The sequence below is a fragment of the Methylosinus sp. Sm6 genome (genome assembly GCF_019802345.1).
Lineage (GTDB): Bacteria > Pseudomonadota > Alphaproteobacteria > Rhizobiales > Beijerinckiaceae > Methylosinus.
In genome coordinates this window covers 35,989-50,586 of record NZ_JAINDZ010000014.1, presented here as the reverse complement: position 1 = coordinate 50,586, position 14,598 = coordinate 35,989, and the positions used below count along the sequence as shown (strand labels likewise).

The window sequence follows — 14,598 nt, the reverse complement described above, 5'->3', positions numbered from 1 at the left end:
AACACGCTTTTCTGTCGCCGGAGAATGCGCCGCCGCATAGACGCGCGCATCACGCCGCGCGCTCCGCGTTAACCTCGTCGAACGGGGAATTTGCGCCGCTCCCATGTTCGAGCGTCCGGCGCGCGCTAATTGCGCCGCCGTGAGCATGATTGCCGAAAGGCAAGACTTTTGTGGAGGTCTTGAATGAAATCGAAACTCGCAACCCTCGTCGCCGTCGCGCTGCTCGCCGGAGCCGGCTCGGCCGTCGCCGGTCCGCGCATCGTCACGGATCTGGCGGCGTTCCGCTCGGGTCCGGGCGTGACCTTCCTGCCCATCCTCGCCATTCCGCCCCAGACCGTGGTCGAGGTGCGCGGACATGTCGGCGGCTGGTCCCGGGTCTTCTATGCCGGCAACGTCGGCTTCGTGGCCAGCTCGCTGCTGGCGCGTCCGGCGGTGATCGCGCCGGTCGTCGTCACGACCCCGGCTCCCGCTCCGCTGTTCTGAGCCCGGGCGGCGGCGAGAGCCGCAAATCGATTCGCAGCGCGCGAGACAAACGCCCGCGCGCTGCTCTTTTGCGGCAGCAGGGTCGACCCGGTGTTCGCGCGACGGATTTCATGGTATCGCTCGAAGCCATCGGTTCGATTTCATGCAGGGCCGTTCATGCGATCCGCAATTCTCGCGCTCATTCTCTGCATCGGCGCCGCCGGCGCCTCGGCGCAATCCCCCGAGAGCGACGCCGCGCCGGCGCCGAACGCTCCCGCGCTCCGCAAGGCCCCGGCCCAATCCGCCGTAGCGCCGCGCCGCTGCCCGCCGGCCCGCCGCCGGGCCGCCTGCGCGCGGGCGAAAACCTCGGCCGCGGTCGTGGCGCCGGCCACGGCGCCCATGCTGCCGCCGCTCGGCGGCCATGTCTGGCTGCACGAAGACCCGCCGCTCTTCGACGCTTATGAATCGGCCGGCCCCTGGTACAAGCCATGGACCCATGCGGGAACCGACGTCGTGCAGTGGCGCTACGGCTTTCCCGGCGGCCATGTCGATTGGTTCAGGGGCATCGGCTGGCGCCCGGGGTTCGGCTGGTTCTGACGCTCACTTCCGGCCGCGATCGCAGACATAGAAGCCGCGCGCGGCCCAGCACTCGCCATTCTTGTAGACATTGCCGAAGTCGCGACTCTCGAGGCGCGCCGTCCACACCCGTCCCTGACGCTGATCGATGGTGATCGGACCGTCGTCGATCTGGAACACCACGCTTTTTTCGCCGTCGCGCAGAATGCGGCAGGAGCGCGAGACGAGCACCTTGCCGTCGATCTTGACGAAGCAGCGCGCCTCATATTCGTCCATGCCGCTCGCCCGCACGGACGCCGCCCGCGCGGGGGGAGCGGGCGCCGGGGGAGCCGTTTCGGCCGTGGGCGCCGGCGGAGCGACGATCGCGGGAGCGAACGAACCGGCCGCGAGCGGCGGCGCCGTCTCGAAGCCCGGCCGGCCCTTGTCGGCGAATTCTCCCAGCGCCGAGGCGGGGAAGCCGAGCTCGCTGGCGAGCGCGCCGAAGGCGAGGCCGAGGCCGGTCGCCGCGCCCGCCAGCGCCGCGCCATTCGTGGCGAGGCCGACGCGCCGGCGCCGCCCGTCCTGGCGGCGCCCCTCTTGGCCACGCCCCTCCTGGCCATCGCCGCGGTCGGCCTTAGGTGAGATGTCGACGGCCCTGCGAAGGAGGAGCAAATGCCGGACGGTGATCGGCCCGAGCATATTATCGGCTATCGGCTGGGCTTCGAAGGCGAGATCGATTGGGAGCGTCCCACGGCTTTCCGGCTCGATGCGATCGAGCGCATCGAGCGGGCGGAGGATGGGCGGGCGCGCTTCACCTTCGGCACAAGCGCGCTCGAACCTGTCGTCTTTGTGACGATGAGCGCCTTCGAGGAGGTGATCGAGCGCTTGCGGGCTATCCACTGACGAGATCCTGACTCTTGGGAGGAAGCCGTTCCGGCGGAGGCGAAGCGTGACGAGGGAAAACGGCGCTTGTTCGGCGCGCGCACGGCCGGCGTATGTCGCGATTGCTTAGGGGAGGAGGCGTGTCGATGGCGCTATCGACGAGCCGCGAAGGCGTTCCCCAGCCCGCGGGGGCGGCGGAAGCGCGCGGCGTGTTCGGACCCGGCCATCCGTTGTCGGAAGGCGCGCGGGCGGGATCGTCGCGGCGCTGACCGCCGACGAGGAAGACGAGCGCGGGTGAACGGCTCGTGACCAGTGGTCTGCGTCAATGAAATCGACGGGCCTCGAGAGCGAGCCTGAAGGCTCGCAGTCCATGGGCCGCGCTTGGACCGCGAGCCTTCAGGCTCGCCTTTTCACCCTGTCAAATCGGCTGAATCACGCCACTCGTCTAGCGTCGGGACCGAACCGAGGGGAATCTCGAGAGCGAGCCCGAAGGCCTGTTGCCGACTGCCGGGCGGCGGCCGATCGATTCGTTTGTTTCGCATTGTCCTCTCAGAGCGAGCTGAACCTCACGCCCTGCAGGGCGAGGAGCAGGCTCGAATCGACGCCGGCGCTCGATCCGGAGGAAGAGGCGGAGAACAGGGTCGACATCAGAGAACTCTGCGAGTTCGGGTCGCTGCCGGCATTGTTAAAGTCGTACATCGCGGCGAAGCGCGAGATGAACTTCTGCAGCGTTTCTGAATTCTGAAAATCCGCGAAATCGACCTTCGACGTCAGCATTTTCGCCTGCGAATCGATGGACTGGGAGGAGGTATCCGTCGAGAGGCCGAGCGCCGTCTGCACCACGGACAAAATCTTGGAGTCGGCGAGAATGCCGTAGGCACTGGTGATCTCCGGCGCCTTGCGCTGGAAATAGAGAGCGAGCTCCACGCCCGGATTCTGCTCGCCCTGATCGGTCTCCAGCGCCTGTTCCGCATAGCGGCTGGTGACAGTGTCGACCAGCGTCGCAGAGGAGGTCGTCTCCTCGCCATTGTCGACGAAATCAAAGGCCGTGGCGAAGGCCTTGATGTTGGAGTTGTTGAGCGTGACGGCGAGCGATCCGGAGCCGACGCCCTGCTCCAGGACCTTCTTCATCATTCCTTTGGCGTAGGTCATGTCGCCGAGGCCGAAGGCGGTCATCGCATAGTCGAACAGTCGCTCGTCCTTCATGAACTCGTCGGCCGATTTGACCTTGCCGATGTTGTCCTGAAAATATTTGGTCTGCGTCGCGACATCGGGCGACTTGGCGGTGATCGACTGCCATTTCGCCTGGTTGTTGGCGATCTGCAGATAGGAGGAGAGAGTCGTCATGGCGCGTTCCGATCGCCTCGCACATGCGCGGGCGTCGCCGATGATGACGTCCGTCTATTGACGGGGCGTTAAGATTTGCCGCGGCTCGGGAGGGTCTCGGCCGACAGCGGCGGACGGGCTTGGGCGCCCGATCCCGAGAGGCGCCGTGTTCCACGGCGCTGCCTATCAAAGGCGCAGCCTGCCCGTCGGGCGCGCCCAAAATATGTAGTTGCATTACATAACGACGACGGGCATAAAGACGATGCCCAATGGCAACGTCTTGCAAAGAACACCAAGGTTCCGCCTCGTCGCGTTTCGTGAAGCGACAGCGCGACGCGCGAGGAGGCGGCTACTTTCGCATTCCCCTCAGCGCGACCTTCCGTCGAGGTCGGGTCGACTTTGCGGCATTGGTTCTCACGGTGTCCACAGCCCCTCCCTGTCCCCGCCTCGGTGGTGACAGGGAGGTTTTTCGCGCCTATTCTCGTCCAATGCAATTTATTTGCGCAGCCGAGGACGCGCCGTCGAATGGCGGCGCCTATGCGTTGCTGCTCGAGCTGGACGTTCCCCTCCTGGCTCGCGCCGGTCGACGCTCCGCTCTGCTCGCTGCCGGACGCTATATTTATTGCGGCTCCGCCCGCGGCCCGGGAGGCCTGCGCGCCCGGCTGGGCCGCCACATGCGCCGCGGCAAGTCTCGCCGCTGGCACATCGACCAGCTGACCGAAGCGGGCCGCGTCGCCGGCGCCTGGATCGCGCCGGGCGGCGACGAATGCGCTCTGGTAAGGGCTCTCGCCGAGCTGCCCGTGCCATTGGCCGGCTTCGGCAGCTCGGATTGTCCGCGATGTCGCAGCCATCTGCTGCATTGGCCGCAGGGCGCAGCCGCTGCTGTCCTCGGCGCGCAAAAATGCTAGGAAGGGCGCGGATCAAAGGCCTCACCCGATGTCAGACGAAAAAAAAACGAAAGTCGAGCCGCGCTCCCCGCGCGGCCTCGCCGACCGCGACGCGGCGGAGCTGGCGGCGACCGGCAGGATGCTGGACGTCATCCGCTCCGTCTATGACCTCTATGGCTTCGAGGCGCTGGAGACCCCGGCGATCGAATATACGGACGCGCTCGGCAAATTCCTGCCGGACCAGGACCGCCCCAATGAGGGCGTCTTCTCGTTCCAGGACGACGACGAGCAATGGCTGTCGCTGCGCTATGACCTGACCGCGCCGCTCGCGCGCTATGTGGCGCAGAATTTCGACCGGCTGCCCAAGCCGTTCCGCAGCTATCGCTTCGGCAATGTCTATCGCAACGAGAAGCCGGGGCCGGGACGCTTCCGCCAGTTCATGCAGTTCGACGCCGATACGGTCGGGGCCGCCTCGCCGGCGGCCGACGCGGAGATCTGCATGATGGCCGCCGACACGCTGGAGCGGCTCGGCATGGCGCGCGGCGATTACGTCATCAAGATCAACAGCCGCAAAGTGCTGGACGGGGTGATGAAGGCGATCGGTCTCGACGGCGACGAGAACGCCGGCCGCCGCCTCACCGTGCTGCGCGCCATCGACAAGATGGACCGGCTCGGCCCGGAGGGCGTCAAGCTCCTGCTCGGCCCCGGCCGCAAGGACGAGAGCGGCGATTTCACGCGCGGCGCCGGCCTCGCGGATGACGCCGTCGACACTATTCTCTCTTTCACGCTCGGCGGACAATATAAGGACGGCGAGCCGCGCTTCGGCCTGTTCGAGCTGCTCGGCCGCAGCAATGTCGGGGCGGAGGGCGCCGAGGAGCTGCTCGAGATCGAGGATCTCGTCCGCGACGCCGGCTTCGGGCCGGACCGCATCCGCATCGATCCCTCCATCGTGCGCGGGCTCGAATATTACACGGGTCCGGTGTTCGAGGCCGACCTCACCTTCGAGACCAAGGACGAGAAGGGCCATCCCGTGCGCTTCGGCTCGGTCGGCGGCGGCGGCCGCTATGACGGGCTGATCGGCCGCTTTCGCTCCGAGAACACGCCGGCGACCGGCTTCTCGATCGGCGTCTCGCGGCTCTATGCCGCGCTGAAGCTGGTCGGCAGCCCGATCGTCGCCGCCGTGGGGCACAAGGGTCCGGTGGTGGTGCTGGCGCTCGATCGCGACCGCATCGCCGATTATCAGCGCATGGTCGCCGCTTTGCGCAATGGCGGGGTCTCGGCCGAACTTTATCTCGGCGCGTCCGGCATGAAGGCGCAGATGAAATACGCCGACAAGCGGAACGCGCCGGCGGTGGTGATCCAGGGCTCGGACGAGCGCGCCAAGGGCGAGGTGCAGATCAAGGATTTGATCGAGGGCGAGCGGGCCAGCGCCGCCATCGCCACCAATGAGGAATGGAAGGCCGCCCGTCCGGCGCAGTTTTCCGCGCCGGAGGCCGATCTGGTGACGGAGATCAAGGCGCTGCTGGCGAGACAGCGCGGCTGATTTTTCGACCGGAACGACGAAGCTGCGCCCCTTCTCCCACTCGCGGGAGAAGGAAAAACACCCTTCAGTCGAAATCCGCGGGGTCGAACACGCGGTGCGTCCGGCAGAATTCGCAGGTGACGCCGATCTTGCCGTCGTCGCCCACCATGTCGCGGCGGTCTTCGGGCGGAAAGCTGCGGAGGAGATCGGCGACGCGCTCCGTGGAGCAGCGGCAGGCTTCGACCAGCGGGGTCTGCGGAAACACCATCACCCCGCGCTCGTGGAACAGCGAATAGAGCAGCCGCTCGCCCGAGAGCTTTGGGTCGACCAGCTCATGATCCTGCGTCGTCGAGGCGAGCGACAGGCCCTCGATCCAGGCGTCGTCCTCCGGCTCTTCCCCGGCCGCGGCTTCGGGGGCGTCGCCCGGATCGAGATCGCGCGGACGGCGCGGCGTCGTCGGCAGATATTGCAGCAGCAGGCCGCCCACGCGCCAGCTGCGGCCGGCCGGCGTCACGCTCTCGGCGACGGCGAGCTTCACGAAGCTCGGGATCTGCTCCGATTGGCGGAAATAGCGGTGGGCCGCCTCGGTGAGGCTGTCGCCCTCCAGCGCCACCACGCCCTGATAGCGCGCGGCGTCGCCCGGGCGCTCCACGGTGAGCGCCAGATGGCCATGGCCGAGCAGCGCCCCCTGCGTGGCGCCGGCCGTGATGCGGCTCGCGTCGAAACGGGCAAAGCCGCGCAGACGGCCGGGCGCGTCGCAATCGACGACCAGCATGTCGACGGGGCCGTCGCTGCGGGTCTGCAGTTGAAAGCGCCCATGCGCCTCGAGCAGGGAGCCGAGCAGCGCGGCGAGCGCCGCCGCCTCGCCCAGAAGGCGCGCGACCGGCGGCGGGTAATCATAATGCGTCAGGATGGAATGCGCCGCCGGGCCGAGCCGAACGAGCCGCCCGCGCAGGTCGAGCGCGTCGACGGCGAAGGGCAGCACATTGTCGTCCTCGGCGATGGGCGAGGCCGGCCGGCCGATCGCGTCGCTGTCCCGCGTCACGGCGCGGTGGCCCCGAAGCACCAAGCGAGCACGCCCTTTTGCACATGCAGGCGGTTCTCCGCCTCGTCGAACACCACCGATTGCGGGCCGTCGATGACCTCGTCGGTGACCTCCTCGCCGCGGTGAGCCGGCAGGCAGTGCATGAAGATCGCGTGCTTGGCCGCCGCGCCCATCAGCCTGGCGTTCACCTGGAAGGGGAACAGCAGCGCATGGCGGCGCGCCTCCTCCTCCTCGTCGCCCATCGACACCCAGCAATCGGAAATCACGGCGTCGGCGCCGGCGACGGCCTCGAAAGGATCGGAGGTGAGGGTGAGAGCGACGCCATTGGCGCGGGCGAAATCGACCAGCGCGGCGGACGGCGCGAGTTCGGGCGGCGTCGCCACATTGATCTTGAAGTCGAAGCGCTGCGCCGCATGGACCCAGCTCGCCAGCACATTATTGGCGTCGCCGGTCCAGGCCACGGTGCGGCCCGCGATCGGCCCGCGATGCTCCTCGAACGTCAGCACATCGGCCATCACCTGGCAGGGATGCGAGAGCTTGGTGAGGCCGTTGACCACCGGAATGCTGGCGAAGCGCGCCAGCTCCTCGAGCTGATCATGCTCGAGAATGCGGATGACGATGGCGTCGACGAAGCGCGACAGCACGCGGGCCGTGTCGGCGATGGTCTCGCCGCGCCCGAGCTGCATCTCCTGCCCGGTGAGCATGACGGTCTCGCCGCCGAGCTCGCGCATCGCGAGATCGAAGGAGACGCGCGTGCGGGTCGACGGCTTGTCGAAGATCATCGCCAGCGCCTTGCCGTCGAGCGGCCGCCAGGCGGACGGCGCACCCTTCACGCGCTTGCGCTTGATCGCCGCCGCCTGATCGAGGATGCGGCGCAGCTCCGTCGCCGGAACCTGCGAAATATCCAGGAAATGACGGACGCCCGTCACTTGCGCATGGGCGGTCATCCGATTGCTCCCGCTCGCTTCTCCCGCGTCGATGCGGCGCAGGCGATCTCGAGCCGCCGCACGCCTTCGGCGATCTCGTTCTCGGAGACGATCAGCGGCGGCAGCAGGCGAACGACATTGCCGCTCGCCGGAATGGTGAGAAGCCCCGCGGCGCGAGCCGCCGCCGCGAAGGCCATGTTGGGAATGCGCGTCTCGAGGCCGAAGATCAGCCCTTCGCCGCGCACGCTCTCGATCACTTGCGGATAGCGATCCTCGAGCTCGGCGAGCTTCTGGCGGAACAGCCCGCCGAGGCGAGCGACGCGCTCGAGGAAGCCCGGCTCCAGCACGATATCCAGCACGGCGTTGCCGACCGCCGTGGCGAGCGGATTGCCGCCATAGGTCGAGCCATGCGCGCCCAGCGTCATGCCCTTGGCGGCCTCGGCCGTCGCGAGGCACGCGCCGAGCGGGAAGCCGCCGCCGATGCCCTTGGCGAGGGCGGCGATGTCCGGCGCGACTCCGGAATGCTCGATCGCCAGAAAACGTCCCGTGCGGCCGACGCCCGTCTGCACCTCGTCGACGACGAGCAGCAGGCCCTGCGCGTCGCAGAGCGCGCGCAGGCCGGCGAGGAAGCCGGGCGGCGCGGCGCGCACGCCGCCCTCGCCCTGGATCGGCTCGAGCAGGATGCCGGCGGTCTGCGGCGAGATCAGCGCGCGGACCGCCGCGAGATCGCCGAAAGGCGCCTGGTCGAAGCCGTCGACCGGCGGACCGAAGCCGTCGAGATATTTGGGATTGCCGCCGGCGGCGATGGTCGCCAGCGTGCGGCCGTGGAAGGCGCCCTCGAAGGTGATCAGCCGATAGCGCTCCGGCTGCCCATTCGCGGCGTGATATTTACGCGCCGTCTTGATCGCGCATTCGACCGCCTCGGCGCCTGAATTGGTGAAGAAGACGAGATCGGCGAAGGTCGCCTGCGTCAGCCGCTCGGCGAGACGCTCGGCCGAGGGGACGCGAAACAGATTGGAGACGTGCCATGGCGCGGCCGCCGCGGCGTTCAAGGTCCCGACGAGATGCGGATGCGCATGGCCGAGCGAATTGACCGCGACGCCGGAGCCGAAGTCGAGATAGCGCTCGCCGTCGCTCGCGACGAGCCATGCGCCCTCGCCCTTCTCGAAAGCGAGGTCGGCTCGCGGATAGGTCGGAAACAGCGCGGAGACCACGGGGCTCCTCCATCGAGAGGATCCGGCCGCGCGTGGTCTTCGAAACGCGCGGAAGGGGCCAAAAATCAAAGTGCCGCCCCGAGGGGCGGCAACTCTCGCGAGCCGATATTCTAGGGTCTCCCCCGACGCCGGTCAAATCTGTTTCGAAAGGCGATCGCTCGCCAATGGTCGCCGAGGGCGGCCGCGCAAGGATATACGCGCAGTCTCGGCGACCGCCGCGACGCGCCGACGCATCCTTCGCGCAACGCTCGCAGGCAATATTGCAGCATTACGTTGTGGGGAACGTCTGCGCCACTTGCCAGGGACTCTTGCGCGTGATTCAACTCGTAGAGTAGCGTCTGCGTCATCGCCCACGACGTCCCGTGCGGCGTTTTTCAAGCGAGTGCGAGTGCGTCGTATCGACTCCGGCCATGCCGGTTGCGCGAGCGTTCGCCGATTCTTGCGGCAGGAACCAAGGTTATTCGAGGAGGATCCTCATGTCCTGGACCGACGAGCGCGTCGAGCTGCTGCGCAGGCTCTGGAACGAAGGGCTCAGCGCCAGTCAAGTGGCGGCGGAGATCGGCGCCGGCATCACGCGCAACGCCGTCATCGGGAAGATTCACAGGCTCGGGCTGTCACAGCGCGCCAAGACGCCCATCGCGGCGCGACCGCGTGCCGCCAAGCAGCCGCGCTTGCAGCAGAATGGCGTCGCCGTCCGCGCCGCGGCCGCGAGCGCGCCAAGCGTCATGGGCAATGTGGCGCTGGCTCTCTCTCCCTGCGCGTTGCCGCAGGTGGAGGCGCGGCCGCAAGAGGAGGTGGTGATTCCGATGACCGAGCGGGTCACCATCATGGAGCTGCGCGAAACAATGTGCCGCTGGCCGATCGGCGATCCGACCTCGGCGGAGTTCCGCTTCTGCGGCGCGCGCACGCCCGGCGGCGCCGGCGGACCCTATTGCGGCTTCCATGCGCAGGTCGCCTATCAGCCGGCGCAGGATCGCCGCCGCTCCCGCGACGATATGAAGACCGCCCGCATCGCCTGACTTCTCTAACCTCGCGTGCTTCGAGCTGCGAGCCTTTAAGGCTCGCGGTCCGATTGCGCGCCGCCTGGACCGCGAGCCTTCAGGCTCGCTCTTCCCGGGCGTCAGTGCGCCAGCGCCTTGACGATCGACTCGACCGTCTTCTTGGCGTCGCCGAACAGCATCATCGTGTTCGGACGAAAGAACAGCTCGTTCTCGACGCCGGCGTAGCCCGAGCCCATGCCGCGCTTTAAAAACAGCACCGTCTTGGCCTTTTCGACGTCGAGGATCGGCATGCCATAGATCGGCGATTGCGGATCGGTCTTGGCGGCGGGATTGGTCACGTCATTGGCGCCGATCACGAAGGCGACGTCGGCCTGGCCGAATTCCGAGTTGATGTCCTCGAGCTCGAAGACCTCGTCATAGGGGACATTGGCTTCGGCCAGCAGCACGTTCATATGGCCGGGCATGCGTCCCGCCACCGGGTGAATGGCGTATTTCACCTCGACGCCTTCCTTCTTCAGGAGATCGGCCATTTCGCGCAGGGCGTGCTGCGCCTGCGCGACCGCCATGCCATAGCCGGGCACGACGATCACCTTGCCGGCGTTCTGCATGATATAGCCGGCGTCCTCCGCCGAGCCCTGCTTCACCGGACGCTTCTCCACCACGCCTGCGGCCGCCGCCGTCTCGCCGCCGAAGCCGCCGAGAATGACGGAGACGAAGGAGCGGTTCATTCCCTTGCACATGATGTAGGAGAGGATCGCGCCCGAGGAGCCGACCAGCGCGCCGGTGATGATGAGCGCGAGATTGCCCAGAGTGAAGCCGATGCCGGCCGCCGCCCATCCCGAATAGGAGTTGAGCATCGACACGACGACCGGCATGTCGGCGCCGCCGATCGGTATGATCAGCGTGACGCCGAGCGCCAGCGACACGAGAATGATGAGGAAGAGCCAGAAGCCGCTCTCGGTCGTCGCGAACAGGACGATGAAGCCGACGAGCGCGACGCCGAGCAATATGTTGATCGTGTGACGCTCGGGCAAGAGGATCGGCTTGCCGGTCATGCGCTCGTCGAGCTTCAAGAAAGCGATCACGGAGCCGGTGAAGGTGATGGCGCCGATCGCCGCGCCGAGCGACATTTCGAAGAGGCTGCCGCCTTCGATATGTCCGGGGAGGCCGATGCCGAAGGCCTGCGGCGCATAAAAGGCGCTGCCGGCGACGAGCACGGCGGCGAGGCCGACGAGCGAATGGAAGAAGGCCACGAGCTGCGGCATCTTCGTCATTTCGACGTGCTTGGCCACATAAGCGCCGACGCCGCCGCCCGCTCCGGCGCCGATCACGATCAGGACCAGCGCGCCGAAACTCGGCAGGCGCAGCAGCAGCGTCGTCGCCACGGCGACGCCCATGCCGATCATGCCGTAGAGATTGCCCTGGCGCGACGTCGCCGGCGAGGAGAGGCCGCGCAGCGCCAGGATGAACAATATGCCGGCGGCGAGATAGAGGAGGACGGAGAGATTGGCGCTCATCTCGATCAGCCCTTCTTCTTATACATCGACAGCATTCGCTCGGTGACGAGGAAGCCGCCGAATATATTGACGCTGACGAGGGCGAGCGCGATGAAGCCGAGCCAGCGCGCGACGGCGGAGCCGCCCGTGGCGTCGGCCGCCGAGTCGACGCCGACGGAGAGCAGGGCGCCGACGACGATGACCGAGGAGATGGCGTTGGTCACCGACATCAGCGGCGTGTGCAGCGCCGGCGTCACCGACCAGACGACATAATAGCCGACGAACACCGCGAGGGCGAAGATCGCCAGCCGGAACACCACCGGATCGACGGCGCCGGCGAGGCCGTGCGAGGAAGCCGCCGCTGCCACTTGCGAGAGCTGATCGGAATAGGCCTGCGCCTGCTCGGCGAGGCGCTTCGTGGCCTCCGCCGCTTGACGGGCCGATTCGAGCAATTGCTGCGTCGTGTCGCTTGCCATGTCAAACGCCCTTTCTTCTCGCTGAACCGGAGCTGTTTCGTTCGGAGCGAATTCCGATCGCCCGAGCGGCGGCGTTCACGCCTTGGGCGCGAAGCGCGGATCGATCACGGCGCCGTCGCGGGTGAGCGCGGTCGCCTTCACCAGCTCGTCCTCCCAATCGATCGCCAGGGACCTGGTTTCCTTGGAGATCAGCGTCTCGACGAAGGCGAGCAGGTTCTTGGCGTAGAGGCTGGAGGCGGTGGCGGGCAGACGCCCGGCGAGGTTCACGGCGCCGACGATCTTGACGCCGGAGTCGATGGTGGTTTCGCCGGGCCGGGTCAATTCGCAATTGCCGCCGCGCTCGGCCGCGAGATCGATGATGACCGAGCCCGCCCGCATGGAGCGCGCCATCGCCGCCGAGATCAGCCTCGGCGCCGGTCGGCCGGGAATGAGCGCGGTGGTGATGACGATGTCCTGCTTGGCGATATGCGCCGCCACCAGCTCGGCCTGGGCTTGCCTGTATTCCGGCGACATTTCCTTGGCGTAGCCGCCCGCGGTCTCGGCCTGGCGGAACTCGTCGTTCTCGACCGCGATGAATTTGGCGCCGAGGGATTCGACCTGCTCCTTGGTCGCCGGCCGCACATCGGTCGCCGAGACGATGGCGCCGAGACGCCGCGCGGTGGCGATCGCCTGCAGCCCGGCGACGCCGACGCCCATCACAAAAATTTTGGCGGCGGGAACGGTTCCCGCCGCCGTCATCATCATCGGAATGGCCCGGCCATAGTCGGCGGCCGCGTCGATCACCGCGCGGTAGCCCGCGATATTGGCTTGGGAGGACAAGACGTCCATCACTTGCGCGCGGGTGATGCGCGGCATGAGCTCCATCGCGAAGGCGGCGACCCCCGACGCCGCGAGCTCCTGGAGCTCCTTTTCATGTCCGAAGGGGTCGGCGATGGAAATGACGGCGGCGCCTCTCGCGGCGCCCGCGACCTCGGCGGCGGAGGGCCGGCGCACGCGCAGCACGATCTCGGCGTTGTCGAGCGCGCCGGCGGCGCTGTCGGCGATAGCCGCGCCGGCCGCGGCATAGTCCGCGTCGGCGAAGCCGGAGGCGGCGCCGGCGCCGGACTGAACCACGACCTCGGCGCCGAGGTTCTTGAATTTTTTCACGGTCTCCGGCGTCGCAGCGACGCGCGTCTCATTCTTGTCGGACTCGGCGGGAACAGCAATGCGCATGACGAAACTCCTTGTTCGCAGGCGCATGCCCTCGTCCGATCACATTCGGGCGAGCGCGCCGTGCGGGTCGGCGTTTGTCTCGAGGCTGTCGAAGAGTTCCGAGCGCTCAGCGCGCCAGGAAGAAATAGAGAAGGACCAGCGCGGCGATGGTGGCGCCGGTGGAAATTTTCAGCAGTTTCAGGAAGCCCTTATAGGTGGCCTCGTGCTCGGCGAATTCATCGCCGGACGCGGCCTTGTGATGCTCGGCCATTTCTCTCCCCTTCGATTTCGTCGTCCGTCGAGGGCCGACGCATGGCTCATGCTAGACGAGCGCGGGCGATCCTGCAACCGCATGCGCGTCGCGCCGACCCCCGACCAGCGCGACCGAATCGCGCGCTTCGATCGCCGCGCGGCGACGGCGTCTCGTGAATTGCTGGACCGCGAGCCTTCAGGCTCGCTCTCTCAGAGATCGCAAATCGGCTGACGCAAGCCGCTGGAGCCGAGCCTCGGCCCATGCGCCGCCCCGGTCGCTATCTTGCCGCGGCGCTCTATCTTTCTTCGTCGATCGCTGTTCACATTGGTTGGATTGCATGGCTCGCGACATGCTCATCGTCGATCTGGCGCTGCAGGGCGGCGGCGCGCATGGAGCTTTCACCTGGGGCGCGCTCGAGCGTCTCATCGAGGAGCCATGGCTCAGGATCGACGGCGTCTCCGGCACATCGGCCGGAGCGATGAACGCCGCCCTCCTCATCGACGGCTATTGCGCGGGCGGCGTCGACGGCGCCCGCGCCGCGATGGAAGGCTTCTGGCGGCGCGTCGCCGACGCGGCGCGATTCAGCCCGATACGGCGCAACCCGCTCGACATGCTGCTCGGCCGCTGGACCTTGGACAATTCTCCAGCCTTCCTCGCAATGGACATCGCGTCGCGCATCTTCTCGCCCTATGATCTCGATCCCTCTGGCTCCAACCCGCTGCGCGACATATTGCGCGAGACCATCGACTTCGAGCGCCTGGCGCGGGCGCCGATCAAGCTCTTCGTCACCGCCACCAATGTGGCGACGGGACATGGACGCGTCTTCCGCAACGCCGATCTCACCGTGGAGGCTCTGCTTGCCTCCGCCTGTCTGCCGACCTTGTTCCGAGCGGTGGAGATCGACGGCGAAGCCTATTGGGACGGCGGCTATTCCGGCAATCCGACGATCACGCCGCTCGTGCGCGAATGCGAGTCGAAGGACACGATCCTCATCCAGATCAATCCGATCGAGCGTCGGGGCGCGCCGCGCTCGGCGATCGATATCTCCAATCGCCTCAACGAGATCGCCTTCAACTCGCCGCTGCTGAAAGAGCTGCGCATGATCGCGCTGCTGCACGAGGTCGCCGACCCGGGCCATAGCGAGGGCGCGCTGTGGGCCTCGATGCGCATTCACGCCATTGCGACCGACATGTCCGCCGAGCTCAGCGCGTCCTCGAAGCTCATCGCCGAATGGGATTTCCTCTCCCTTCTGCGCGAGGAGGGGCGGCGCCGGGCGGAACGCTTTCTCGAGACGAGCGCCGACGATCTCGGCCGGCGCTCCAGCTTCGATCTCGGCGCGCTGCTGCAATATGTGTGAGCCGC

The 14,598-nt window shown here is 67.4% G+C and carries 16 protein-coding genes; 7 read left to right on the top strand and 9 right to left on the bottom strand.

Annotated elements, in window-relative coordinates; translation table 11 throughout:
• The first annotated feature begins 183 nt into the window (after nucleotides 1-183).
• Entirely contained in the window at nucleotides 184-483 is a 300-nt protein-coding gene (locus K3F48_RS11285) for a hypothetical protein (RefSeq protein WP_222575542.1), read from the top strand.
• A gap of 156 nt (nucleotides 484-639) precedes the next feature.
• Entirely contained in the window at nucleotides 640-1,059 is a 420-nt protein-coding gene (locus K3F48_RS11280; RefSeq protein ID WP_222575541.1) for a hypothetical protein, read from the top strand.
• Between the two features lie 3 nt (nucleotides 1,060-1,062).
• On the opposite strand, the gene K3F48_RS11275 is transcribed toward K3F48_RS11280, so the two are convergent.
• The gene (locus tag K3F48_RS11275) at nucleotides 1,063-1,689 is read right to left on the bottom strand and encodes a hypothetical protein (RefSeq protein WP_222575540.1); all 627 of its coding nucleotides are present in this window, start codon (nucleotides 1,687-1,689) and stop codon (nucleotides 1,063-1,065) included.
• Here K3F48_RS11275 and K3F48_RS11270 point away from each other — a divergent pair, their 5' ends adjacent.
• Nucleotides 1,690-1,920, top strand: a complete 231-nt coding sequence (locus tag K3F48_RS11270) for a hypothetical protein (RefSeq protein WP_222575539.1) — start codon at nucleotides 1,690-1,692, stop codon at nucleotides 1,918-1,920.
• A 528-nt stretch (nucleotides 1,921-2,448) separates the two neighbouring features.
• On the opposite strand, the gene K3F48_RS11265 is transcribed toward K3F48_RS11270, so the two are convergent.
• Complete coding sequence (locus K3F48_RS11265; RefSeq protein ID WP_222575538.1) at nucleotides 2,449-3,246, bottom strand: DUF1217 domain-containing protein; 798 nt, start codon at nucleotides 3,244-3,246, stop codon at nucleotides 2,449-2,451.
• Nucleotides 3,247-3,713: 467 nt separating this feature from the next.
• On the opposite strand from K3F48_RS11265, the gene K3F48_RS11260 reads away from it, so the two are divergent.
• Complete coding sequence (locus K3F48_RS11260) at nucleotides 3,714-4,133, top strand: DUF123 domain-containing protein (protein WP_222575537.1); 420 nt, start codon at nucleotides 3,714-3,716, stop codon at nucleotides 4,131-4,133.
• A 28-nt stretch (nucleotides 4,134-4,161) separates the two neighbouring features.
• Complete coding sequence (gene hisS / locus K3F48_RS11255) at nucleotides 4,162-5,655, top strand: histidine--tRNA ligase (protein ID WP_222575536.1); 1,494 nt, start codon at nucleotides 4,162-4,164, stop codon at nucleotides 5,653-5,655.
• A gap of 64 nt (nucleotides 5,656-5,719) precedes the next feature.
• Here the strand turns inward: hisS and K3F48_RS11250 are convergent, their stop codons facing one another.
• From K3F48_RS11250 to K3F48_RS11240, 3 genes are read right to left on the bottom strand one after another with little or no spacing between them, the layout of a single operon-like run.
• On the bottom strand, nucleotides 5,720-6,679 hold the full coding sequence (locus K3F48_RS11250; protein WP_222575535.1) for an Hsp33 family molecular chaperone: 960 nt from the start codon (nucleotides 6,677-6,679) through the stop codon (nucleotides 5,720-5,722).
• The gene (gene argF, locus K3F48_RS11245) at nucleotides 6,676-7,626 is read right to left on the bottom strand and encodes an ornithine carbamoyltransferase (RefSeq protein WP_222575534.1); all 951 of its coding nucleotides are present in this window, start codon (nucleotides 7,624-7,626) and stop codon (nucleotides 6,676-6,678) included. The genes K3F48_RS11250 and argF overlap by 4 nt, the downstream gene beginning before the upstream one ends.
• The gene (locus K3F48_RS11240) at nucleotides 7,623-8,819 is read right to left on the bottom strand and encodes an aspartate aminotransferase family protein (protein WP_222575533.1); all 1,197 of its coding nucleotides are present in this window, start codon (nucleotides 8,817-8,819) and stop codon (nucleotides 7,623-7,625) included. The genes argF and K3F48_RS11240 overlap by 4 nt, the downstream gene beginning before the upstream one ends.
• Before the next feature lie 476 nt (nucleotides 8,820-9,295).
• On the opposite strand from K3F48_RS11240, the gene K3F48_RS11235 reads away from it, so the two are divergent.
• Entirely contained in the window at nucleotides 9,296-9,838 is a 543-nt protein-coding gene (locus tag K3F48_RS11235) for a GcrA family cell cycle regulator (protein ID WP_222575532.1), read from the top strand.
• A 101-nt stretch (nucleotides 9,839-9,939) separates the two neighbouring features.
• Here K3F48_RS11235 and K3F48_RS11230 read toward each other — a convergent pair whose 3' ends face one another.
• The 4 genes from K3F48_RS11230 to K3F48_RS11215 all read right to left on the bottom strand — a co-directional run bounded on the left by K3F48_RS11230 (nucleotide 9,940) and on the right by K3F48_RS11215 (nucleotide 13,254).
• On the bottom strand, nucleotides 9,940-11,337 hold the full coding sequence (locus K3F48_RS11230) for an NAD(P)(+) transhydrogenase (Re/Si-specific) subunit beta (RefSeq protein ID WP_222575531.1): 1,398 nt from the start codon (nucleotides 11,335-11,337) through the stop codon (nucleotides 9,940-9,942).
• A 5-nt stretch (nucleotides 11,338-11,342) separates the two neighbouring features.
• Complete coding sequence (locus K3F48_RS11225) at nucleotides 11,343-11,792, bottom strand: NAD(P) transhydrogenase subunit alpha (RefSeq protein ID WP_222575530.1); 450 nt, start codon at nucleotides 11,790-11,792, stop codon at nucleotides 11,343-11,345.
• 75 nt (nucleotides 11,793-11,867) lie between these two features.
• Nucleotides 11,868-13,004 (bottom strand): Re/Si-specific NAD(P)(+) transhydrogenase subunit alpha, encoded by a 1,137-nt coding sequence (locus K3F48_RS11220; RefSeq protein WP_222575529.1) that lies wholly within the window; start codon nucleotides 13,002-13,004, stop codon nucleotides 11,868-11,870.
• Between the two features lie 106 nt (nucleotides 13,005-13,110).
• A complete protein-coding gene (locus tag K3F48_RS11215) occupies nucleotides 13,111-13,254 on the bottom strand; it encodes an aa3-type cytochrome c oxidase subunit IV (RefSeq protein ID WP_222575528.1) in 144 nt (47 codons plus the stop codon).
• Between the two features lie 319 nt (nucleotides 13,255-13,573).
• Here K3F48_RS11215 and K3F48_RS11210 point away from each other — a divergent pair, with 319 nt between their 5' ends.
• Complete coding sequence (locus tag K3F48_RS11210) at nucleotides 13,574-14,593, top strand: patatin-like phospholipase family protein (protein WP_222575527.1); 1,020 nt, start codon at nucleotides 13,574-13,576, stop codon at nucleotides 14,591-14,593.
• The last annotated feature ends 5 nt before the right edge of the window (nucleotides 14,594-14,598 follow it).

Coding starts and splice junctions, on each gene's coding strand:
- K3F48_RS11285 (WP_222575542.1), top strand. CDS start 184: ATGAAATCGAAACTCGCAACCCTCGTCGCCGTCGCGCTGCTCGCCGGA.
- K3F48_RS11280 (WP_222575541.1), top strand. CDS start 640: ATGCGATCCGCAATTCTCGCGCTCATTCTCTGCATCGGCGCCGCCGGC.
- K3F48_RS11270 (WP_222575539.1), top strand. CDS start 1,690: ATGCCGGACGGTGATCGGCCCGAGCATATTATCGGCTATCGGCTGGGC.
- K3F48_RS11265 (WP_222575538.1), bottom strand. CDS start 3,246: ATGACGACTCTCTCCTCCTATCTGCAGATCGCCAACAACCAGGCGAAA.
- K3F48_RS11260 (WP_222575537.1), top strand. CDS start 3,714: ATGCAATTTATTTGCGCAGCCGAGGACGCGCCGTCGAATGGCGGCGCC.
- hisS (WP_222575536.1), top strand. CDS start 4,162: ATGTCAGACGAAAAAAAAACGAAAGTCGAGCCGCGCTCCCCGCGCGGC.
- argF (WP_222575534.1), bottom strand. CDS start 7,626: ATGACCGCCCATGCGCAAGTGACGGGCGTCCGTCATTTCCTGGATATT.
- K3F48_RS11235 (WP_222575532.1), top strand. CDS start 9,296: ATGTCCTGGACCGACGAGCGCGTCGAGCTGCTGCGCAGGCTCTGGAAC.
- K3F48_RS11230 (WP_222575531.1), bottom strand. CDS start 11,337: ATGAGCGCCAATCTCTCCGTCCTCCTCTATCTCGCCGCCGGCATATTG.
- K3F48_RS11225 (WP_222575530.1), bottom strand. CDS start 11,792: ATGGCAAGCGACACGACGCAGCAATTGCTCGAATCGGCCCGTCAAGCG.
- K3F48_RS11220 (WP_222575529.1), bottom strand. CDS start 13,004: ATGCGCATTGCTGTTCCCGCCGAGTCCGACAAGAATGAGACGCGCGTC.
- K3F48_RS11215 (WP_222575528.1), bottom strand. CDS start 13,254: ATGGCCGAGCATCACAAGGCCGCGTCCGGCGATGAATTCGCCGAGCAC.
- K3F48_RS11210 (WP_222575527.1), top strand. CDS start 13,574: ATGGCTCGCGACATGCTCATCGTCGATCTGGCGCTGCAGGGCGGCGGC.